We start from the raw sequence: 19,149 nt of genomic DNA on the forward strand, positions 1-19,149 counted from the left end.
CTCAGCCGGGCCGGCCGCTCCCCGGGACGCGGTACAGGCCGGGCAGGGGATTGCCGGCCCGCCCGCGGGTCCGGGGCATGCCGACCGCCGCGCAGGGCAGCCCGGACAGCCGGTTCCCCCGGTATGGGCATCCCCCTCGGCACCCGCGCCGTCACGGCCGGTACCCCCGCCCTCCGTCCCGGCTGCCTCTCCCGTTACCCCGGCGGGGCAGACCGGTACGGCCTCCACCCCGGTGTCCTCAGCACCACAATCCCCTTATGTTCCGGCCCCGGGCAGCACGGGTGCTCCGGTACACCCAATAGGAACAGGCGGACGCCGTGGTCTCCCGCCCGCGACTCCCTCAACTCCCGTGCCGCCCAGGCCCGCCAGGCCCGCCAGGCCGGCTCCTCCGGTCAAAACCGAGGCACAGCTGCAGGCCGAGAAACGGCGGAGGGACCTGCGGAACATCAACATCACGCTGTACTCCGCGAGTCTGCTGCTCGTTGCGGCCGCGGCCCTGTTTATTGGGTTGGCCATCCCGGCCGGGGCACGCTTCCTCGGCGTTGTGGGGGTCACCGCACTGTTCTATGTATCCGGGCTCGTGGTGCATGCCCGCAGCCGCCGCCTTCGTCCGGCTGCCGTGGCCTTCACCGGTACGGGACTGGCGCTGATACCGGTTGTCGGGCTGGCATTGCACACAGTGGTCCTGCAGGACGGTCCGGCCGCATGGCTTATCACGTCGCTGGCGGGCACCGTGGCGTTTGCCTTTGCCGCCGCGAGGATTGACAGCCGGGTAGTTACCTACCTGGCACTGACGTTCCTGCTGTCATCCGGACTGGCCTCGGGCGCTGTCCTCCGGTCGGGGATCATCTGGTATTTCCTGTTTACCGTAGTGCTCGCAACCCTGATCAGCCTTGCCGCGATCCGGCGGCCGAAGTGGCTGAACAATCTGTATCTCGACGCCTTCGTGAGGTCGCACCGGTACCTGGTTCCTGCCGCGGCCATTGCCGCGGTCCAGATATCCGGGGACCTGACGGCGGGGCAGCTGTCCATCCTGTTCCTGGCCTTCGCTCTCCACTACGCAGTCATGATGTGGCAGGGCCCGGCGAGGAACCAGCTGGCCAACAGCTACGGCCTGCGCGCCGCTGGAACCGTGGGCCTCACCGCCCTCTGCTACTCCTTCACCGGCAGTACGCAGGCGACGCTGCTGGCGTTCGCCATACAGATCGCAGCGCAGCTGTCCGGCATCCTGCTGCGGAAACCGGTGTATGGAGCAGCGGCTCTGCTGCAGATCGCCTCACGGACTGCAGGACTGCCCCTGGACGAGGGATTGGACGCAGAAGCAGCAGCTGGTCGGCGCGGCGCAGGAACAACGGGCGTACCTTCGGGCGGGCAGGCTGCCGGCGGAGCAGTGCCGCGCCGCGGAACGCCGGACCCGGCTCCCGCCGCGGGCGGGGTCAGCCTGGCGAAGAAACCGGCCGTGGAGCCGGAAATCCGGGCGCGCAGGTTCTTCCGCACAGACGTGGCCGCCCTGCTGGTGATGCAGGCTGCCACGGGTCTTGCCGCCGGGCTGTTCCAGGCCCTTGGCACATCGGAATCGTCGGGAAGCACAATGATCTTCTCGGCCACCATCCTGGTGGTCCTGGGCACCTATCTTGCAGCGGCAAGGACAGTGGGCGGGCTGCTGGAATTCGCCGCCATTGTTCCGCTGGGCCTGTCTTTTGTCCCTCATGCTTTGCTGGCGAAGGAACCATTGTGGCCATCCGTCCTGGTCACGGCGGCGCTTACTGCGTACCTGATGGTGCGTGCCAGGGGAGAAGCAACACGCATGCAGTTTGTGCTTGGGGCCAGGGCCGCTGGTGTTCTGCTGCTCCCGTTGACCGTGCTGGCGTCGGTGTCGGGCGCGGGGGGAGCGGACGGCTGGTCCTGGGCGCTGTTAACCGCCGTAGTGGCCATGGCCGCCAATCAGACGGCGTCAGTTATCCGGGTATCCGCGGGGAAACCGGAGTACGTGCCGGGGTGGGTGATCCTCGCTTCGGCAACGGGAACCGCCGCTGGTGTCCTGGTGCTGTGCTTCGAACCGCGGTTGGAGCCAACCCATGCCGTGGCTGCGCTCTGGGTACTGGTTGCCGTCAATATCCTGACCACGCTTCGTCTTGCCCGCAGCCGGTTCCTGACGGCCGGCCCGCTGGGCTTCATGGCCGCTGCCCTGATGGGTGCCGGGCTGTTGGGCGTGCGCGGCTACGAGCTTCTGGTTGCGGCGGCACTGGTGTACTGCGTGCTCATGGTCCGGAAGTTTGGGCCGCGCGGACACCGTACCTTCTACATAGCCGTGGGACAGGTTTTGATAACCGTCCTGACGGGGCTGGCGGCAGCGGACCTGGGCATGGATGTGCACGGCATCTTCACGGCGTTGGCGGCATCACTCGCCGTCCAGCATCTCGCCCGGATCGTCCTGCATAGACGCCTGCGGCCCTTGGGACTGGCCCGGACCTTTATGTGGGCAACGCTGACGGCGCTGTCAATGACGGCACCGGCGTATTACATCCTGACCGATACGGCGGCCCGGCCCGGAACCGGGCTGGCACTGCTGGTCATTGCCGTCACTTCTGCACTGATCACGCAGGGCGTAGCCGCCTTCACAGCGGCAGGTCGGTCCCGGGTCAGCCCGGACACCGGGGCGGCAGCCGTCGTCCCCGTTTCCGGTCCCGTCGTCCCCGTTTCCGGTCCCGTCGTCCCCGCGGCCGGCCCCTTCACCACACCTGCCCCCGCCGTACGCCCCCGCGCTGCGGCTGCCGGTCCGGACCGGGGAGCCGGCCACGCCGCGCTCGCAGCCACCACCGCCGCTTCGGCGCTGGCGCTGCTGCTCAGCGTAAGCGTCCGCACCGTGGACGCGACTGACGGGACCGTCGCCCTTGCTGTCCTCGCAGGAGCCTTGGCCCTGAATATTCTCACTGCACTGCTGCTGCGGCATTCCTGGCCGGTTCTGCTGGCTCCTGCCGGTTTTGTGGCTACCGCTGCCACAGGGGCAGGGCTGTTGGGGGTGCGCGGCTATCAGGTACTGGTTTCCGCCGCACTGATCTACTGCGTCTATTTTGTCCTCGGACGCACCAACCCGTTCCGTGGTGCCTATCTGCTGGCGGCGCAGGTTCTCCTGATTGTTCTTGCCGCCCTGGTGACGGCAGACCTGACCGGGGAAATTCACAGTGTCTTTGCCGCGGCTGCGGTGGGCATCGCCGTTTGCGAAGTGCTGCGGGTACTTTTCGCCCGCCAATTGGAACCGCTGGGCCTGGCCGGTCCTGCCCAGTGGGGAAGCCTGTGTGCCGCCGGAACCGTAGCGCTGGCCTATGTGGTCCTGATGGGTTCCGGGCGACAGGACGGAACCCTTATGTTCCTCCTGACCACCGCCGCTGCGGTGGCTGTCCTGATCCAGTTGTCCACCGCGATGCGGGTGCGGCGGGGTACAGCCCTGCCGTTCGCGGCTGCACTGATGCTGTCGGCCGGACTGATTGTTGTGATTGCCGCCGCTGCGTCCCGAGGCATTGATGCGCCGGTGGTGTGGAGCCTGGCATTGATCTGGGGAGGGCTGGCAGCGAACATCGCCATTTCGCTGGTACTGCTGCGATTCGCCTCGTACGAGGTGGCAGCACCGGCGGGGTTCACCGCGGCAGCGATGCTCGGCGGTGGAGTCTTCGGGATACACGGCTATGAGGTGCTGGCGCTGGCAGCCCTCGTCTACTGTGCCTCGCTGGCACTGAACCGGGAGCTCACCACGCGTGGCCTGTATCTTCTGGGTATCCAGGCACTCGTGGTGCTCCTGTCTGTTCTCGTGGCTGTGGACCTTGGTGCGGGACGGCATGGGACATTCGTTGCCGGAACCGCCGTCCTCGCTGCCCAGCACATCATCCGGACGCTTCTGGACCGGCATTTCGGCAATCTGGGATACGCCGAAGTCTCGGGGTGGGTCAGCCTGTGCCTCCTGCTGCTGGCGCCTCTGGGATATGCAATTAACGCAGGACCCGGCGTCAGACGGGACGTCGTGACCGTCCAACTGATCCTGCTGCTGCTCAGTGCCACAGTTGCCTTTATCCGGTGGAATGCAGACCGTCAGCCGCGCTCGCAGTGGGTCATCTATATCGCCGGCCTGGCACTGGGCACACTGCCCGTAGTGCTGACCCGCCTGCCGGACTTTGACAAAGCAGGGCTGCTCCCGGAACCGGTCCTCAGCCCGGTGGCAGCCGGAGCAACCCTGCTGGCACTGGCCGCTGCCGGGCTATGGGGCGAGTTCCGGCACACCCTGGAGATACCCCTGCGCACGGCACTGCTCTCAATCTCGGCAGCGTATACGGCGGCGGCCCTGTTTCTGGCGGCAGCATCGGGCAGCGCCCTGCTGGCAGCGGCAGTCTTCGGCTTTGCCGGTGCCCTCTTTCTGGCATTGTCCTTCTCCAGACAGCGTCCCTGGCTGGCGGTCGGGCTGCCACCCCTGGTGGCGGCAGGCATGCTTTTCCTGAGCTGGTCCACGGCAGGCTCGGCGCTGGGCGGGCTGCTGGAGACGGGGTATGCCGCGCTGGTCCCTGCGTGGGCTGCCGCAGCGGTGCTGCTGGCAATCCGGTTGCTGATCCCGGGGCACGCTGCGGAAGCGGGAGCGAAGCACCGGGACGGTGTCCTGCGGAGACACATCATCGGCGCCGGTGCCTCCCTCATCCTGACCTTGGCAGCGGTCCCGGCCATGGCACCCGATGCTTCGGCGGCGGCCGGTTCCCTGACCCTGGCCGCGGCGCTGGGCGTTGGGCTGATCGAGGTGCCGGCAAGGTTCCGGGAACCGGCGGTACAGGCAGCGGCGCTCCTCACGGCGCTGGCGGTCCAGCGCATTGCATGGCTTCTCCTCGGAGACGTCAACGGCTTCTGGTCCCTGCAGTACTGGGCATGCGTCCTGGCCGGCCTGGCCGCCTACGAGTACCTCCGGAAACGAGAAAACCGGGGCACCATTGTCCTGGCGGCCGCGGCGGCAATCCTCTCGCTGAGCGGGCTCTCCACCATCATCAGCGGCGGTGCGGGCAAACAGTTGTGGGCACTGGTGGCCCACGCCGGGCTGCTGGCTTTCGGCCTGCTTGCCAGCAGGAGACTCTTTACGCTCTGGGGCGCAGCCGGCGTTGTGCTGGCGGTGCTGTGGTACCTGCGGGGCTACACCTTCCTGTGGCTGGCACTTCTGGGTATCGGCCTGATCGCGCTGGCCGTCTGGCGGCTCACACGGGTGCGCTCCGATGAGCCGGAGCGGAAGGACAGTCGCGGCGAGGGGGAGCCCGGCCCGGAGAACGCCCAGGCAGGCCCGGCGGAGGGATCCCGGGCTCCGCTGACCGGGGCAGGGGAGGAGCGGGGCTACTGACGTGCACCTGGGCCCTCGGTTAGGCTCGGAGGATGGAATTTCTTATCTTCCTGGCCATTGCCGCAGCTGCGGCGGCAGGGATTGGCTGGGCCCGCCGCCGGTTCCGTCCGGAAATTGACCGGGCACGGCGGATCCGGTGTGCCAACCGGGAGGGCAGGCCCTGACTTTCCGGCCAGGCGTGGCAGCCGGCACGGATTTTCCGCAAACCGTGACGGCCGGCACGAACTTTCCGGCCCGCCGCCCTCTGCGTTAGACTGATCAGGTCAAGCTCTCCGATGCGGCTGCGCCGCAGGGGAAAAGCCGGATTGGCCATCTGCGCCGAGGTCTGGCAGACTAGAGAAGTTGTTCAAGCGCTTTTGTGCCCACACACGCCCACGTTCCGGCTGTACAGCAGGAACAGGGAAGTGTTGAGATTCAGTCCCGGCCAGGATAATGCCTGGTGCAGGGTCGGATCCTTCAGGGGAAGAGCCCATATATAACCCGCCCCCATTCTTGCTGGGCGTCGTTGGTTTCATCACCACGACACGCCCGAGCGCGGGGGTCGGAGCCTCGACAGGGTGAGGAACCCGGATTCATCCGGATTCAGTCTGTTGGAGGGGCGCCTGGCCGTAAGGCAGTTCGGCGCAAAAACTGTACAGAGAGCATTACTCGAAGAAAGAGGCACGACGCCATGGCGGGACAAAAAATCCGCATCCGGCTGAAGTCGTACGACCACGAGGTCATCGACGTATCAGCACGGAAGATCGTTGAGACGGTCACGCGTGCAGGCGCAACGGTAGTAGGCCCCGTGCCGCTGCCCACGGAAAAGAACGTTTACGTTGTTATCCGTTCGCCGCACAAGTACAAGGACAGCCGCGAGCACTTTGAAATGCGCACGCACAAGCGCCTGATCGACATCATTGACCCCACGCCTAAGGCCGTTGACTCGCTGATGCGTCTTGACCTGCCTGCAGACGTGAACATCGAAATCAAGCTGTAGGGGGGGGAGCGGATAATATGTCTACTTCACTTACACGCCAGGTAAAGGGACTGCTGGGCACCAAGCTCGGCATGACCCAGGTTTGGGACGAGAACAACAAGCTCATCCCCGTAACCGTCGTCCAGGCTGACTCCAACGTCATCACGCAGCTGCGCAACGCGGAAAAGGACGGCTACACCGCCGTTCAGATCGGCTACGGCCAGATCGACCCGCGCAAGGTGACCAAGCCGCTGGCCGGCCACTTTGAAAAGGCCGGCGTTACGCCGCGCCGCCACGTAGTTGAACTGCGTACCGCAGACGCCGACACCTACGAGCTGGGCCAGGAACTCTCTGTTGAGATTTTCGAAGCCGGCCAGAAGGTCGACGTCGTCGGAACCTCCAAGGGCAAGGGCTTTGCCGGTGTCATGAAGCGTCACGGCTTCCACGGCGTCGGTGCCTCCCACGGTGCACACAAGAACCACCGTAAGCCGGGTTCCATCGGTGGCGCATCCACCCCGGGCCGCGTCTTCAAGGGCGTTCGGATGGCTGGCCGTATGGGCGCCGTCCGTCACACCACGATGAACCTCACGGTTCACGGTGTGGACGCCGAGAAGTCGCTCCTGCTGATCAAGGGTGCCGTTCCCGGCGCCCGCGGCCAGGTCGTCCTCGTACGCACCGCCGTGAAGGGAGCTTAGTCTCATGGCTAACGAAACCACTGTTGAATTCCCCGCAGAGATCTTCGACGTTCAGACGAACGTACCGCTGCTCCACCAGGTGGTAGTTGCTCAGCTTGCAGCCGCCCGCCAGGGTACGCACAAGACGAAGACCCGCGCCGAGGTGAGCGGTGCAGGCCGCAAGCCGTTCAAGCAGAAGGGCACCGGCCGGGCTCGTCAGGGCTCCATCCGTGCGCCTCACATGACCGGCGGCGGCGTGGTCCACGGACCGACGCCTCGCGATTACAGCCAGCGCACCCCCAAGAAGATGAAGGCTGCTGCACTGCGCGGCGCCCTGTCCGACCGGGCACGCAACGGCCGTATCCACGTCCTCGAGACCCTGGTTGCCGGCACCACGCCGTCCACCAAGGATGCACTGAGCGCCCTGCGTTCGGTCTCCGACCGCAAGAACCTGCTCGTTGTTATCGAGCGCGCCAACGATGTTGCTGCACTGTCCGTGCGCAACGTCCCGGAAGTTCACGTGATCTACGTAGATCAGCTGAACACCTACGACGTGCTGGTATCCGACGACGTGGTCTTCACCAAGGCTGCCTACGACGAGTTCGTTGGCAAGAACACTGTCAAGGAGGACGCCAAGTGAGCGCGACCACCGCTAAGGACCCGCGCGACGTAGTGCTTGCACCCGTCGTCTCGGAAAAGAGCTACGGCCTGATCGACGAAGGTAAGTACACCTTCCTGGTCGACCCCCGCTCGAACAAGACCGAGATCAAGCTGGCCGTGGAGAAGATTTTCTCCGTCAAGGTCGACTCGATCAACACCATCAACCGTGCCGGTAAGCGTAAGCGCACCAAGTTCGGATGGGGACAGCGCAAGAGCACCAAGCGCGCCATTGTCACCCTCAAGGACGGCACAATCGACATCTTCGGCGGTCCGCTCAGCTAGGGCGGAGACCACTTTAACGAGGAATAAATAATGGGAATCCGTAAATACAAGCCGACTACCCCGGGCCGTCGCGGCTCGAGCGTAGCCGACTTCACCGAAATCACGCGGTCGACGCCGGAAAAGTCGTTGGTACGTCCGCTGCCCAAGAAGGGCGGCCGTAACAACACCGGTAAGATCACGACCAGGCACAAGGGTGGTGGACACAAGCGTCAGTACCGTCTGATCGACTTCCGTCGCCACGACAAGGACGGCGTCAACGCTCGCGTTGCCGAGATCGAATACGATCCGAACCGTACCGCCCGCATTGCGCTGCTGCACTACGTTGATGGCACCAAGCGTTACATCATTGCTCCGAACAAGCTCAAGCAGGGCGACTTCGTAGAGGCCGGCGCCGGGGCTGACATCAAGCCCGGCAACAACCTGCCGCTGCGCAACATCCCCGTGGGTACCACCATCCACGCAGTTGAACTGCGTCCGGGTGGCGGCGCCAAGATGGCCCGCTCCGCCGGTGCATCTGTTCAGCTCGTTGCCAAGGAAGGCCGTTTCGCCCAGCTGCGTCTGCCCTCCGGAGAAATCCGCAACGTTGACGTTCGCTGCCGCGCCACCATTGGCGAGGTCGGCAACGCCGAGCAGTCCAACATCAACTGGGGCAAGGCCGGCCGTATGCGCTGGAAGGGCGTACGCCCGACCGTCCGCGGTGTCGCCATGAACCCGGTTGACCACCCGCACGGTGGTGGTGAAGGTAAGACCTCCGGTGGACGCCACCCGGTCAACCCGAACGGTAAGCGCGAAGGCCGCACCCGCCGCCCCAATAAAGAGAGCGACAACCTCATTGTGCGTCGCCGTCGTTCCGGCAAGAACAAGCGATAGGAGCCTGGAAACATGCCACGCAGCCTGAAGAAAGGCCCCTTCGTCGACCAGCACCTGTTTCTCAAGGTAGCGGCCGAAAACGAAAAGGGCACCAAGAACGTCATCAAGACGTGGTCCCGCCGTTCGATGATCATCCCCGACATGCTCGGGCACACGATCGCCGTACACGACGGACGTAAGCACATTCCGGTGTTTGTCACCGAGTCGATGGTCGGGCACAAGCTCGGCGAATTCGCTCTGACGCGGACATTCCGCGGCCATGTGAAGGACGACCGCAAGGGCAAGCGCCGCTAGGCGCTGCTCTTTCGGCAGAAGACGAGAGAAGGAAAGCAATGGAAGCCAAGGCAATTGCGCGTCATATCCGCGTAACGCCTATGAAGGCCCGGCGCGTCGTCAACCTTGTTCGTGGCAAGCAAGCGAATGAGGCTCTGGCAATTCTGAAGTTTGCCCCCCAGGCAGCTTCGGAGCCGGTACTTAAGGTAGTTCAGTCGGCTATGGCCAATGCACGTGTCCTCGCGGACCGTGACGGCGTGGCCTTCGACGAAGGTGACCTCTTCATCAGCGAAGCATTCGTTGACGAAGGACCCACCATGAAGCGGTTCCAGCCGCGGGCCCAGGGCCGCGCCTACCGCATCAACAAGCGGACCAGCCACGTCACCGTGGTAGTCGCAACCCCTACGATCGAGGAGGAACGCTAAGTGGGACAGAAGGTAAACCCGCACGGGTTCCGACTCGGCATCACCACTGACCACGTATCGCACTGGTTTGCTGACAGCAACAAGCCGGGCCAGCGTTACAAGGACTTTGTCCGCGAGGACATCAAGATCCGTCAGCTGATGTCCACCGGCATGGATCGCGCCGGCATCGCCAAGGTTGAGATCGAGCGCACCCGTGACCGTGTTCGTGTGGATATCCACACCGCACGTCCGGGCATCGTGATCGGTCGCCGCGGCGCCGAAGCTGACCGCATCCGCGGCGAGCTCGAAAAGCTCACCGGCAAGCAGGTTCAGCTGAACATCCTCGAGGTCAAGAACCCCGAGATGGAAGCACAGCTTGTTGCCCAGGGTGTTGCTGAGCAGCTCTCTTCCCGCGTGGCTTTCCGCCGTGCGATGAAGAAGGCCATCCAGTCCGCACAGCGTGCAGGTGCAAAGGGTATCCGTATCCAGTGCTCCGGCCGTCTGGGCGGCGCTGAAATGAGCCGTTCGGAGTTCTACCGCGAAGGCCGTGTGCCCCTGCACACCCTCCGCGCGCAGATCGACTACGGTTTCTTCGAAGCCAAGACCACCTTCGGCCGCATCGGCGTGAAGGTCTGGATCTACAAGGGCGACGTCACCGCTAAGGAACTGGCTGCACAGCAGGCTGCTGCACCGTCCCGCGGACGCTCCAACGACCGTCCGGGCCGCGGCCCCGCCGACCGTGGCGACCGTGGCGGCGACCGCCGTCGTCGTAACGACCGCGGCGACAAGGCCGCCGCGCCTGCTGCAGAGGCTCCGGCCGCTGAGGCAGCTGCCCCCGCAGCAGAAGGAGGACAGGCTTAAATGCTTATCCCACGTCGAGTCAAGTTCCGTAAGCAGCACCACCCGGGTCGCTCCGGCGCTGCAACCGGCGGCACTGCCGTCAGCTTCGGCGAGTGGGGTATCCAGGCTCTGACGCCTGCATACGTCACCAACCGCCAGATTGAAGCTGCACGTATTGCCATGACACGCCACATCAAGCGTGGCGGCAAGGTCTGGATCAACATCTACCCGGACCGTCCGCTGACGAAGAAGCCTGCTGAAACCCGTATGGGTTCCGGTAAGGGTTCTCCGGAGTGGTGGGTTGCAAACGTCAAGCCGGGCCGGGTTCTCTTCGAACTCTCCGGTGTTTCCGAAGAGGTAGCTCGTGAGGCCCTGCGCCTGGCGATCCATAAGCTGCCGTTGAAGGCACGCATTGTGCGTCGCGAGGGTGGTGAATAGAAATGGCAGTTGGATCAAAAGAGCTGACAACTGAGCAGCTGGACGGCTTCGATAAGGACCGTCTCGTCGAGGAACTGCGCAAGTCCAAGGAGGAGCTGTTCAACCTCCGCTTCCAGTCGGCCACCGGCCAGCTGGAAAACCACGGTCGTCTGCGTGCAGTCAAGCGCGATATCGCCCGCATCTACACGGTGCTGCGTGAGCGCGAGCTGGGCATTCGTCCCGAGGTAGTTGCTCCCGTTGAGGAAGCAGCACCCGAGGCACCGAAGAAGTCCAAGAAGAAGGCTACTGAGTCTGAAGCTGAAGCCAAGGTCGCTGAGGATGATGCCAAGTGAGCGAAAACAAGAATGAGGCAGCAGTGACAACTGACGCAAACGGCGCCGATGCCCGCGGGTACCGGAAGACCGCACGCGGCTACGTGGTCTCGGACAAGATGGACAAGACCATCGTTGTCCAGGTTGAAGACCGCGTGAAGCACGCCCTTTACGGCAAGGTTATTCGCCGGACCGAGAAGCGCAAGGCCCATGACGAGCAGAACGCTGCCGGCATTGGTGACCTCGTGCTGATCGCCGAGACCCGGCCGCTGTCCGCTACCAAGCGGTGGCGCCTGGTCGAGATCCTCGAAAAGGCCAAGTAACCTAGTAGTAAGCAATACCGGCCGGACCGCCGGTGTGTTCGCCAGGCTCCCCGGAGCGTGAAGAACATGCCGGCCCCGTCCACAGCGTAAGGGCCCCGGCCGCGTTATCATCTACGATTTCGCATCCGGGGCCTTTTCGCGATAAACTTGAAATCTTGTCTGTGTGGTGCGGAAGTGTGCCCGGAGAACGGCCGTGTTCGAGCCGGAATTCCGAGCCGGTTTCCTCACCGCCGAATGAGACAAAAGCCCGATAATCTTGTTCGACGCCTTGAAGGCGGCCCGCACTGGCGTGCGGCCGGCGGGCAGGCGTTGAGTACCAGTATTACGGGGTCCACCCATATCCGTTCCGCAAGGCTCATATTTGAGAACCGGCGCGACGACAGGAGTAATAAGTGATTCAGCAGGAGTCGCGACTGAAGGTCGCCGACAACACGGGTGCCAAGGAAATCTTGACCATCCGCGTTCTCGGTGGATCCGGCCGTCGCTACGCAGGCATTGGCGACACCATCGTTGCCACCGTCAAGGATGCAATTCCCGGCGGCAACGTCAAAAAGGGCGACGTGGTCAAGGCCGTCATCGTCCGTACCAAGAAGGAACGCCGCCGCCAGGACGGTTCCTACATCAAGTTCGATGAGAACGCTGCAGTGATCTTGAAGAACGACGGCGACCCCCGTGGTACCCGTATCTTCGGGCCGGTCGGCCGCGAACTTCGCGACAAGAAGTTCATGAAGATCATTTCGCTGGCTCCGGAGGTGCTGTAGTCCATGGCAAAGATCAAGAAGGGTGACCTCGTTCAGGTCATCACCGGTGCAAAGGCTGAGCGCGGCGGAGACCGCGGCAAGCAGGGCAAGGTTCTGAAGGTTTTCCCCGAGAGCAACCGCGTTCTCGTTGAAGGCATCAACCGCGTCACCAAGCACACCAAGGTTGGCCAGTCCTCCCGTGGTTCCAAGACCGGCGGCATCGAGGTTGTTGAAGCCCCGATCCACGTTTCCAACGTCGCCGTTGTCGACCCGGAAACCAAGAAGCCGACCCGTGTTGGCTTCCGCACTGAAACCGTCGAAAAAGATGGCCGTGAGCGCACAGTGCGTATCCGCGTGGCCAAGGGCTCTGGGAAGGACCTCTAATGACTGAGACTGTCACCAAGATCGTTCCCCGTCTGAAGACCCGCTACGCAGCGGAGATCAAGCAGACCCTGCAGGACGAATTCAACTACGCAAACGTCAACCAGGTTCCCCGCCTCGTCAAGGTGGTCGTGAACATGGGTGTTGGAGATGCCGCCAAGGACTCCAAGCTCATTGACGGTGCTGTCCGGGACCTCACCCAGATCACGGGCCAGAAGCCCCAGGTCACCAAGGCACGCAAGTCCATCGCGCAGTTCAAGCTGCGTGAAGGCATGCCGATCGGCGCGCACGTTACCCTGCGCGGCGACCGCATGTGGGAGTTCGTGGACCGCCTGGTTACCCTGGCTCTGCCCCGTATCCGTGACTTCCGCGGCCTGAACGGCAAGCAGTTCGACGGCAACGGCAACTACACGTTCGGTCTGACCGAACAGTCGATGTTCCACGAAATCGATCAGGACAAGATCGACCGCGTACGCGGCATGGACGTCACCGTGGTTACCACTGCAAAGACCGATGACGAGGGACGCGCGCTGCTGAAGGCGCTCGGCTTCCCGTTCAAATCCGAAGATTAATTACTACGTAACAGGTCCGACGGACATCCGTGAGGCGACGCCGCACGGGAATCCTGCAGGAAACCGTTACGAGGGAGGGCAAGAGCCCAAATGACAATGACAGATCCTGTCGCAGATATGCTCACGCGTCTGCGCAATGCAAACTCGGCATACCACGACTCCGTGTCTATGCCCTACAGCAAGCTCAAGGCGCGCGTTGCTGACATCCTGAAGGCCGAAGGCTACATCGCCGGCTGGAAGGAAGAAGAAGCCGAGGTCGGCAAGAAGCTGACCCTGGACCTCAAGTTCGGTCCGAACCGCGAGCGTTCCATCGCCGGCGTTCGCCGCATCTCCAAGCCCGGTCTGCGCGTTTACGCAAAGTCCACCAACCTGCCGCGCGTGCTCGGTGGTCTGGGTATCGCAATCCTGTCGACGTCGTCAGGTCTCCTGACCGACCGCCAGGCCGCCAAGAAGGGTGTAGGTGGGGAAGTCCTCGCCTACGTCTGGTAGCAGGGAAGGGAAAGAAAAATGTCACGTATTGGACGTCTGCCCATCCCGGTTCCTGCCGGAGTAGATATCGCCATCAACGGAAACGTTGTGTCCGTCAAGGGCGCCAAGGGCGAGCTGAGCCACACTGTGCCCAGCCCGATCACGGCTTCCCTGGAAGACGGCATCATTACCGTTACCCGCCCGAACGACGAGCGTGAATCCCGCTCCCTCCACGGCCTGACCCGCACCCTGATCAGCAACATGATCACCGGTGTGACCGAAGGCTACAAGAAGGATCTGGAAATCGTTGGTACCGGTTACCGCGTTGTCGCCAAGGGAGCGGACCTCGAGTTCGCCCTGGGCTACAGCCACCCGGTCCCCGTCACCGCCCCGGAAGGCATCACGCTTACCGTGGTCGGCCCGACGAAGGTCACCGTGTCCGGTATCGACAAGCAGCAGGTGGGCGAGGTTTCCGCCAACATCCGCAAGCTGCGTAAGCCCGACCCCTACAAGGGCAAGGGTATTCGTTACGCCGGCGAGATTGTCCGCCGCAAGGTCGGAAAGGCTGGTAAGTAACCATGGCCATCAGCATCAATAAGAAGCGAAACAGCAAGAGCAAGGCTGCCCTCCGCAGCCGTCGCCAGCTGCGTATCCGCAAGCGGATTTCCGGGACCACGGCTCGTCCGCGCCTCGTGGTCAACCGCTCCTCCCGCCACGTATTCGTCCAGGTTGTCGATGACACCCGCGGCGTAACCGTGGCATCCGCCTCCACCATGGAAGCGGATCTGCGTGCACTGGACGGCGACAAGACTGCCAAGGCCAAGCGCGTCGGCGAACTCGTCGCTGAGCGGTCCAAGGCCGCCGGCGTCGAAGCCGTTGTCTTTGACCGCGGCGGCAACCGCTACCACGGCCGTATTGCTGCAGTTGCAGACGGCGCACGTGAAGGTGGGCTGGCACTGTGACCGAGGTAAACAAGGAAAAGGAAAATCAGGTGACTGAAGCTACAGCTGCTGAGGCAACTGAGACCAAGGAAGCCGCAGCCACCGGTACCGACGACCGCCGCGGCGGACGTCGCGGCGAGCAGCGCTCCGACCGTGGAGGCCGCGGCGAACGCGGTGGCCGCGGTGGCCGCGATGGCGGACGCAACGATGATAAGGACAAGTTCATTGAACGCGTCGTTACCATCAACCGTGTTGCCAAGGTGGTCAAGGGTGGCCGTCGCTTCAGCTTCACCGCCCTCGTAGTTGTCGGTGACGGCAACGGCATGGTCGGCGTTGGCTACGGCAAGGCAAAGGAAGTTCCCTCCGCTATCGCGAAGGCCGTTGAAGAAGCCAAGAAGTCCTTCTTCCGCGTTCCCCGCATCGGTGGAACCGTTCCGCACCTCGTCCAGGGTGAAGCAGCTGCAGGCGTTGTCCTGCTGCGTCCGGCTTCCCCCGGTACCGGCGTTATCGCCGGCGGTCCGGTTCGTGCCATCCTCGAATGCGCCGGTATCCACGACGTGCTGTCCAAGTCGCTCGGGTCCTCCAACGCCATCAACATCGTGCACGCCACGGTGGATGCGCTGAAGCGTCTCGAAGAGCCCCAGGCTGTGGCTGCACGCCGCGGTCTTCCGCTCGACGAGGTCGTTCCCGCCGCGATGCTCCGCAACATGCAGAAGGCAGGTGCCTGATGTCGACTCCGAAGAACGTTGCCGTTAGCTCGGCACGGCTGGAAATCACTCAGATTAAGTCCACCATCGGTGGTAAGCAGAATCAGCGCGACACGCTGCGTTCACTGGGCCTGAAGCACATCGGCGACTCCGTCGTCCGTACTGCCGATGCAGTGACCGTTGGCATGATCAACACGGTTCCGCACCTCGTGAAGGTTGAGGAGGCGAAGTAACATGCCCGAAGATAACAAAGCTCTGAAGGTTCATCACCTGCGTCCGGCACCCGGTGCCAAGACGGCCAAGACCCGCGTAGGCCGCGGTGAAGGTTCCAAGGGTAAGACGGCAGGCCGCGGTACCAAGGGTACGGCTGCCCGCTACCAGGTCAAGGCCGGTTTCGCAGGCGGGCAGCTTCCGCTGCACATGCGCCTGCCGAAGCTGCGCGGCTTCAAGAACCCGTTCCGGGTCGAGTTCCAGGTTGTAAACCTGGACAAGATCTCGGAGCTGTTCCCCGAAGGCGGCGCCGTGACCATCGAAGCACTGGTTGCCAAGGGTGCGGTTCGCAAGAACCAGCCCGTGAAGGTTCTTGGATCCGGCGACATCACCGTCAAGGTTGATGTGCAGGCCAACGCCTTCTCCGCCAGCGCAGCTGAGAAGATCGCCGCAGCGGGCGGATCCACCACCGAGGTCTAGAACCTTGTGGCGGATCAGCCTCCTTTCCCCGCCGGACGCCCTGAGCGGACGGCGGGGGAGGGGCGTGCGACTCCCCGTGTGAAGTGACTGAACTCCTGGCGGACCGATAGAACGGTCTGGCAGGAGTTCAGTTTCGTTTAACGCAACTACCGCCGCCCGTACGCCGTTAACGCAGTACGGGGTCCGAGCGGCTAGACTCTGTTTCTGTCACAAGTCCGCATGGGACTTTCAAACTTCAGGAGGACGCTTGCTTAGCGCTATTGGCCGGGCTTTCCGGACGCCAGACCTGCGACGCAAGCTGTTGTTTACGCTGGGTATCATCACTATCTTCCGCATGGGTGCTTTTATCCCGGCCCCGGGTGTTGACTACGGCAATGTGCAGCAGTGCTTGGCTCTGGGTGCCACTTCGGGTGGCATATACGAATTCGTCAATCTTTTCAGCGGCGGCGCCCTGCTGCAGGTTTCCATCTTTGCCCTGGGCATCATGCCGTACATTACGGCCAGCATCATCGTCCAGCTGCTGCGCGTGGTGATCCCGCACTTCCAGGCACTCCATGAAGAAGGAGCGCAGGGCCAGTCCAAGCTCACGCAGTACACGCGCTACCTCACCATTGCGCTTGGCCTGCTCAACGCCACCACAGTGGTCTCCCTGGCCCGCTCCGGGGCACTGTTCAACAACCAGTGCGCGCTGCCCGTCATCCCCGATGACAGCCTGGTCACCATCCTCCTGCTCATCATCACCCTGACCGCCGGCACCGGCGTGATCATGTGGATGGGGGAACTGGTCACGGAGAAGGGCGTGGGCAACGGCATGTCGCTGCTCATCTTCACCTCCATCGCCGCTTCCTTCCCCAGCGCCCTCGGCGCCATCCTCACCGCACAGGGCTGGACCATCTTCCTGGCCGTCCTTGCCGTGGGTGTCCTCACCGTGACACTGGTGATCTTCGTGGAACAGTCGCAGCGGCGCGTGCCCGTGCAGTATGCCAAGCGCATGGTCGGCCGGCGCACCGTCGGCGGGACGAACACCTACATCCCGATCAAGGTGAACATGGCAGGCGTGATTCCCGTGATCTTCGCTTCCTCCATGCTGTACCTGCCCAGCCTGCTGGCCCAGTTCAATACCCCCGCCACCGGCACGCCGCCGGAATGGGTGGTCTGGATCAACAACTACCTGGTCAGCGGAGACCACCCGCTGTACATGCTGGTGTACTTCCTCCTGATCGTCTTCTTCACCTACTTCTACGTCTCCATCACGTTCAACCCGGACGAGGTCTCGGAGAACATGAAGAAGTACGGCGGCTTCATTCCCGGCATCCGGGCCGGCCGCCCCACCGCCGAATACCTGCAGTATGTGCTCTCACGGATCACGCTGCCCGGCGCCCTGTACCTGGGCTTCGTCGCCCTGATCCCGCTGATTGCTCTGGTGTTGGTTGGAGCTAACCAGAACTTCCCGTTCGGCGGAACGTCAATCCTCATCATGGTTGGTGTGGGACTGGAAACGGTCAAACAGATTGACGCACAGCTCCAGCAACGTCACTACGAAGGGTTATTGCGATGACAAGAATGCTCATTATCGGGCCTCCCGGTGCCGGTAAAGGAACTCAGGCCGCCCGCATTTCGGAGCGCCTCGGCGTCACGGCAATATCGACCGGCGACATCTTCCGCTCCAACGTCAAGGAACTCACGCCCCTGGGCGTGGAGGCCAAGAAGTACATCGATGCCGGCAACTTTGTTCCGGACAGCGTTACCAACAGCATGGTCCGCAGCCGGCTGCAGGACAACGACGTCGAGCCCGGCTTCCTGCTGGACGGCTACCCGCGCACCGTGGCACAGGTCGATGAACTCGACGACATCCTGGCCGGCAAGGGCCAGAAGCTCGACGCCGTGCTGCTGCTCACCGCCGACGACGACGAACTGGTTGCCCGCCTGCTCAAGCGCGCCGAACTCGAGGGCCGCAGCGACGACACCGAAGACGTCATCCGGCACCGGCTGGACCTCTACAAGCAGCAGACGGCCGACGTCGTCTCCCGCTATGAGGACCGCGGCATCGTGACCCGCGTCGACGGACTGGGCGGCATCGACGAAGTCACCGAGCGCGTGATGGAAGCACTGAAGGACCTGCGCTAAAAGTTATCCGCCAGAAAGTTAGAAGACACATGTTCGGCCAGCCTCGAATCCAATACAAAACCAACGAGCAGATGCGCATCATGCGCGAAGCCGGCCTGGTGCTGATCTCCGCACTCGACGCGGCCGTGAAATCCGCAGAGGTAGGAGTCAGCACGCGGGAAATCGACGCGGTTTTCGCCGGGGTGCTGAAGGAAGCCGGAGCCACCTCCAATTTCCTTGGCTATTACGACTACCCCGCAACGGTCTGCACTTCGGTGAATGAGGAAGTTGTCCACGGCATCCCGGGGGACCGGGTGCTGCAGGAGGGCGACATCATTTCCATTGACGGGGGCGCAGTAGTCCGCGGCTGGCATTCGGACTCGGCACGCACGGTGATCGTGGGCACGCCCGACCCCGAGGACCAGCGTCTCTCGGATGTCACCGAAAACGCCATGTGGCACGGTATTGCCGCCGCAGCCAAGGGTAAATTCGTGGGCGATATCGGTGCGGCGGTTGATGACTATGTCAGCTCCGTGCCGGGCAAGCGGCTGGGCATCCTCGAGGACTATGTCGGACACGGCATCGGAACCGAAATGCACCAGGCGCCGGACGTCCTGAACTACCGCACCAGCCATCGCGGACCGAAGCTGCGGCCCGGGCTGTGCCTGGCCATTGAGCCCATGCTCGTGCGTGGCGGGATCGAAACCAAAACCCTTGAGGATGACTGGACGGTCATCACGGTTGACGGCAGCCGGTCCAGCCAGTGGGAGCACTCGGTGGCCATCCATGAAAAGGGAATCTGGGTGCTGACGGCTCCGGACGGCGGGGCCTCCCGGCTCGAACCGCTCGGTGTCACACCGGTCCCGATTCCCTAGCAGCCGGATACCGGACAAGGACTGCAGGCTCCGTTCCCTTTGGGGAGCGGGGCCTGCAGTCTTTTCCGCCATTGCAGCTGCGGTGCAAAACGGTACCTGGGAAACTGGACAGCGGCAGCGATTTAACTTATGCGGCCTCTTCCCGTAGAGTTATCTGTTGGTTGTCTCTACGTTTGTGCCCTGATTGACCGATCTCGATGGCTTGTGCCCCGGGATCGGCGGGCGGATACGGCAGGGAAAGCCACAATCGAAAACCGTTTCCGGTCTTAGC

General features: G+C 63.4%; 25 protein-coding genes. All 25 read left to right on the forward strand.

Annotated elements, in window-relative coordinates; translation table 11 throughout:
* Positions 1-349: 349 nt before the first annotated feature.
* The 25 genes from AC5RVB_RS12215 to map all read left to right on the forward strand — a co-directional run bounded on the left by AC5RVB_RS12215 (position 350) and on the right by map (position 18,878).
* On the forward strand, positions 350-5,365 hold the full coding sequence (locus AC5RVB_RS12215; RefSeq protein ID WP_494142826.1) for a hypothetical protein: 5,016 nt from the start codon (positions 350-352) through the stop codon (positions 5,363-5,365).
* Between the two features lie 32 nt (positions 5,366-5,397).
* Positions 5,398-5,529, forward strand: coding sequence for a hypothetical protein (locus tag AC5RVB_RS12220; protein WP_494142827.1), 132 nt, complete (start codon positions 5,398-5,400; stop codon positions 5,527-5,529).
* Between the two features lie 506 nt (positions 5,530-6,035).
* The gene (gene rpsJ / locus AC5RVB_RS12225) at positions 6,036-6,344 is read left to right on the forward strand and encodes a 30S ribosomal protein S10 (RefSeq protein WP_146361073.1); all 309 of its coding nucleotides are present in this window, start codon (positions 6,036-6,038) and stop codon (positions 6,342-6,344) included.
* Positions 6,345-6,361: 17 nt separating this feature from the next.
* Positions 6,362-7,018, forward strand: coding sequence for a 50S ribosomal protein L3 (rplC, locus tag AC5RVB_RS12230; protein ID WP_227903858.1), 657 nt, complete (start codon positions 6,362-6,364; stop codon positions 7,016-7,018).
* Between the two features lie 4 nt (positions 7,019-7,022).
* Positions 7,023-7,637: a 50S ribosomal protein L4 gene (gene rplD, locus AC5RVB_RS12235; protein WP_227903856.1), complete on the forward strand. Its 615-nt coding sequence runs from the start codon at positions 7,023-7,025 to the stop codon at positions 7,635-7,637.
* Complete coding sequence (gene rplW / locus AC5RVB_RS12240) at positions 7,634-7,939, forward strand: 50S ribosomal protein L23 (protein ID WP_066295939.1); 306 nt, start codon at positions 7,634-7,636, stop codon at positions 7,937-7,939. Before rplD ends, rplW begins: the two co-directional genes overlap by 4 nt.
* Before the next feature lie 30 nt (positions 7,940-7,969).
* Complete coding sequence (rplB, locus tag AC5RVB_RS12245) at positions 7,970-8,809, forward strand: 50S ribosomal protein L2 (RefSeq protein WP_146361090.1); 840 nt, start codon at positions 7,970-7,972, stop codon at positions 8,807-8,809.
* Positions 8,810-8,821: 12 nt separating this feature from the next.
* Positions 8,822-9,103 carry a 30S ribosomal protein S19 gene (gene rpsS, locus AC5RVB_RS12250; protein ID WP_104052734.1) on the forward strand — a complete coding sequence of 94 codons (282 nt, stop codon included), beginning with the start codon at positions 8,822-8,824 and terminating at the stop codon, positions 9,101-9,103.
* A 38-nt stretch (positions 9,104-9,141) separates the two neighbouring features.
* Positions 9,142-9,507 (forward strand): 50S ribosomal protein L22, encoded by a 366-nt coding sequence (gene rplV, locus AC5RVB_RS12255; protein ID WP_227903853.1) that lies wholly within the window; start codon positions 9,142-9,144, stop codon positions 9,505-9,507.
* Positions 9,508-10,347 (forward strand): 30S ribosomal protein S3, encoded by an 840-nt coding sequence (gene rpsC / locus AC5RVB_RS12260; RefSeq protein ID WP_227903851.1) that lies wholly within the window; start codon positions 9,508-9,510, stop codon positions 10,345-10,347. It begins immediately after the preceding gene.
* Positions 10,348-10,764 carry a 50S ribosomal protein L16 gene (rplP, locus tag AC5RVB_RS12265; RefSeq protein ID WP_146361096.1) on the forward strand — a complete coding sequence of 139 codons (417 nt, stop codon included), beginning with the start codon at positions 10,348-10,350 and terminating at the stop codon, positions 10,762-10,764.
* Between the two features lie 2 nt (positions 10,765-10,766).
* A complete protein-coding gene (rpmC, locus tag AC5RVB_RS12270) occupies positions 10,767-11,096 on the forward strand; it encodes a 50S ribosomal protein L29 (protein WP_269436328.1) in 330 nt (109 codons plus the stop codon).
* Positions 11,093-11,398 carry a 30S ribosomal protein S17 gene (gene rpsQ / locus AC5RVB_RS12275; protein WP_279326965.1) on the forward strand — a complete coding sequence of 102 codons (306 nt, stop codon included), beginning with the start codon at positions 11,093-11,095 and terminating at the stop codon, positions 11,396-11,398. The genes rpmC and rpsQ overlap by 4 nt, the downstream gene beginning before the upstream one ends.
* Positions 11,399-11,790: 392 nt before the next feature.
* On the forward strand, positions 11,791-12,159 hold the full coding sequence (gene rplN / locus AC5RVB_RS12280) for a 50S ribosomal protein L14 (protein WP_055239356.1): 369 nt from the start codon (positions 11,791-11,793) through the stop codon (positions 12,157-12,159).
* A 3-nt stretch (positions 12,160-12,162) separates the two neighbouring features.
* The gene (gene rplX / locus AC5RVB_RS12285) at positions 12,163-12,522 is read left to right on the forward strand and encodes a 50S ribosomal protein L24 (protein ID WP_227903850.1); all 360 of its coding nucleotides are present in this window, start codon (positions 12,163-12,165) and stop codon (positions 12,520-12,522) included.
* Positions 12,522-13,091, forward strand: a complete 570-nt coding sequence (gene rplE, locus AC5RVB_RS12290; RefSeq protein WP_227903847.1) for a 50S ribosomal protein L5 — start codon at positions 12,522-12,524, stop codon at positions 13,089-13,091. The genes rplX and rplE overlap by 1 nt, the downstream gene beginning before the upstream one ends.
* Before the next feature lie 90 nt (positions 13,092-13,181).
* Positions 13,182-13,580 (forward strand): 30S ribosomal protein S8, encoded by a 399-nt coding sequence (gene rpsH / locus AC5RVB_RS12295; protein WP_227903844.1) that lies wholly within the window; start codon positions 13,182-13,184, stop codon positions 13,578-13,580.
* An 18-nt stretch (positions 13,581-13,598) separates the two neighbouring features.
* On the forward strand, positions 13,599-14,135 hold the full coding sequence (rplF, locus tag AC5RVB_RS12300; protein ID WP_227903842.1) for a 50S ribosomal protein L6: 537 nt from the start codon (positions 13,599-13,601) through the stop codon (positions 14,133-14,135).
* Positions 14,136-14,137: 2 nt separating this feature from the next.
* Complete coding sequence (gene rplR, locus AC5RVB_RS12305) at positions 14,138-14,521, forward strand: 50S ribosomal protein L18 (protein WP_227903841.1); 384 nt, start codon at positions 14,138-14,140, stop codon at positions 14,519-14,521.
* A gap of 29 nt (positions 14,522-14,550) precedes the next feature.
* Positions 14,551-15,228 carry a 30S ribosomal protein S5 gene (gene rpsE / locus AC5RVB_RS12310; protein WP_227903839.1) on the forward strand — a complete coding sequence of 226 codons (678 nt, stop codon included), beginning with the start codon at positions 14,551-14,553 and terminating at the stop codon, positions 15,226-15,228.
* Positions 15,228-15,440: a 50S ribosomal protein L30 gene (gene rpmD / locus AC5RVB_RS12315; RefSeq protein ID WP_227903837.1), complete on the forward strand. Its 213-nt coding sequence runs from the start codon at positions 15,228-15,230 to the stop codon at positions 15,438-15,440. Before rpsE ends, rpmD begins: the two co-directional genes overlap by 1 nt.
* 1 nt (position 15,441) lies before the next feature.
* Entirely contained in the window at positions 15,442-15,897 is a 456-nt protein-coding gene (gene rplO, locus AC5RVB_RS12320; protein WP_227903836.1) for a 50S ribosomal protein L15, read from the forward strand.
* Between the two features lie 247 nt (positions 15,898-16,144).
* Complete coding sequence (gene secY / locus AC5RVB_RS12325; protein WP_227903834.1) at positions 16,145-17,455, forward strand: preprotein translocase subunit SecY; 1,311 nt, start codon at positions 16,145-16,147, stop codon at positions 17,453-17,455.
* Entirely contained in the window at positions 17,452-18,024 is a 573-nt protein-coding gene (locus AC5RVB_RS12330) for an adenylate kinase (protein WP_227903832.1), read from the forward strand. The genes secY and AC5RVB_RS12330 overlap by 4 nt, the downstream gene beginning before the upstream one ends.
* Positions 18,025-18,053: 29 nt before the next feature.
* Positions 18,054-18,878 (forward strand): type I methionyl aminopeptidase, encoded by an 825-nt coding sequence (gene map / locus AC5RVB_RS12335; protein ID WP_227903830.1) that lies wholly within the window; start codon positions 18,054-18,056, stop codon positions 18,876-18,878.
* The last annotated feature ends 271 nt before the right edge of the window (positions 18,879-19,149 follow it).

The organism is Arthrobacter sp. Y3225209 (assembly GCF_059090685.1).

What these genes read in the sequence shown, in the direction of transcription:
- rplC (WP_227903858.1), top strand. Translation starts at nt 6,362, where the DNA reads ATGTCTACTTCACTTACACGCCAGGTAAAGGGACTGCTGGGCACCAAG.
- rplX (WP_227903850.1), top strand. Translation starts at nt 12,163, where the DNA reads ATGGCAAAGATCAAGAAGGGTGACCTCGTTCAGGTCATCACCGGTGCA.
- rpsH (WP_227903844.1), top strand. Translation starts at nt 13,182, where the DNA reads ATGACAATGACAGATCCTGTCGCAGATATGCTCACGCGTCTGCGCAAT.
- rpsJ (WP_146361073.1), top strand. Translation starts at nt 6,036, where the DNA reads ATGGCGGGACAAAAAATCCGCATCCGGCTGAAGTCGTACGACCACGAG.
- rplE (WP_227903847.1), top strand. Translation starts at nt 12,522, where the DNA reads ATGACTGAGACTGTCACCAAGATCGTTCCCCGTCTGAAGACCCGCTAC.
- rplO (WP_227903836.1), top strand. Translation starts at nt 15,442, where the DNA reads ATGCCCGAAGATAACAAAGCTCTGAAGGTTCATCACCTGCGTCCGGCA.
- rplD (WP_227903856.1), top strand. Translation starts at nt 7,023, where the DNA reads ATGGCTAACGAAACCACTGTTGAATTCCCCGCAGAGATCTTCGACGTT.
- AC5RVB_RS12220 (WP_494142827.1), top strand. Translation starts at nt 5,398, where the DNA reads ATGGAATTTCTTATCTTCCTGGCCATTGCCGCAGCTGCGGCGGCAGGG.
- rplF (WP_227903842.1), top strand. Translation starts at nt 13,599, where the DNA reads ATGTCACGTATTGGACGTCTGCCCATCCCGGTTCCTGCCGGAGTAGAT.
- AC5RVB_RS12330 (WP_227903832.1), top strand. Translation starts at nt 17,452, where the DNA reads ATGACAAGAATGCTCATTATCGGGCCTCCCGGTGCCGGTAAAGGAACT.
- rplP (WP_146361096.1), top strand. Translation starts at nt 10,348, where the DNA reads ATGCTTATCCCACGTCGAGTCAAGTTCCGTAAGCAGCACCACCCGGGT.
- rpmC (WP_269436328.1), top strand. Translation starts at nt 10,767, where the DNA reads ATGGCAGTTGGATCAAAAGAGCTGACAACTGAGCAGCTGGACGGCTTC.
- rplR (WP_227903841.1), top strand. Translation starts at nt 14,138, where the DNA reads ATGGCCATCAGCATCAATAAGAAGCGAAACAGCAAGAGCAAGGCTGCC.
- rplB (WP_146361090.1), top strand. Translation starts at nt 7,970, where the DNA reads ATGGGAATCCGTAAATACAAGCCGACTACCCCGGGCCGTCGCGGCTCG.
- rpmD (WP_227903837.1), top strand. Translation starts at nt 15,228, where the DNA reads ATGTCGACTCCGAAGAACGTTGCCGTTAGCTCGGCACGGCTGGAAATC.
- map (WP_227903830.1), top strand. Translation starts at nt 18,054, where the DNA reads ATGTTCGGCCAGCCTCGAATCCAATACAAAACCAACGAGCAGATGCGC.
- rplV (WP_227903853.1), top strand. Translation starts at nt 9,142, where the DNA reads ATGGAAGCCAAGGCAATTGCGCGTCATATCCGCGTAACGCCTATGAAG.
- rpsS (WP_104052734.1), top strand. Translation starts at nt 8,822, where the DNA reads ATGCCACGCAGCCTGAAGAAAGGCCCCTTCGTCGACCAGCACCTGTTT.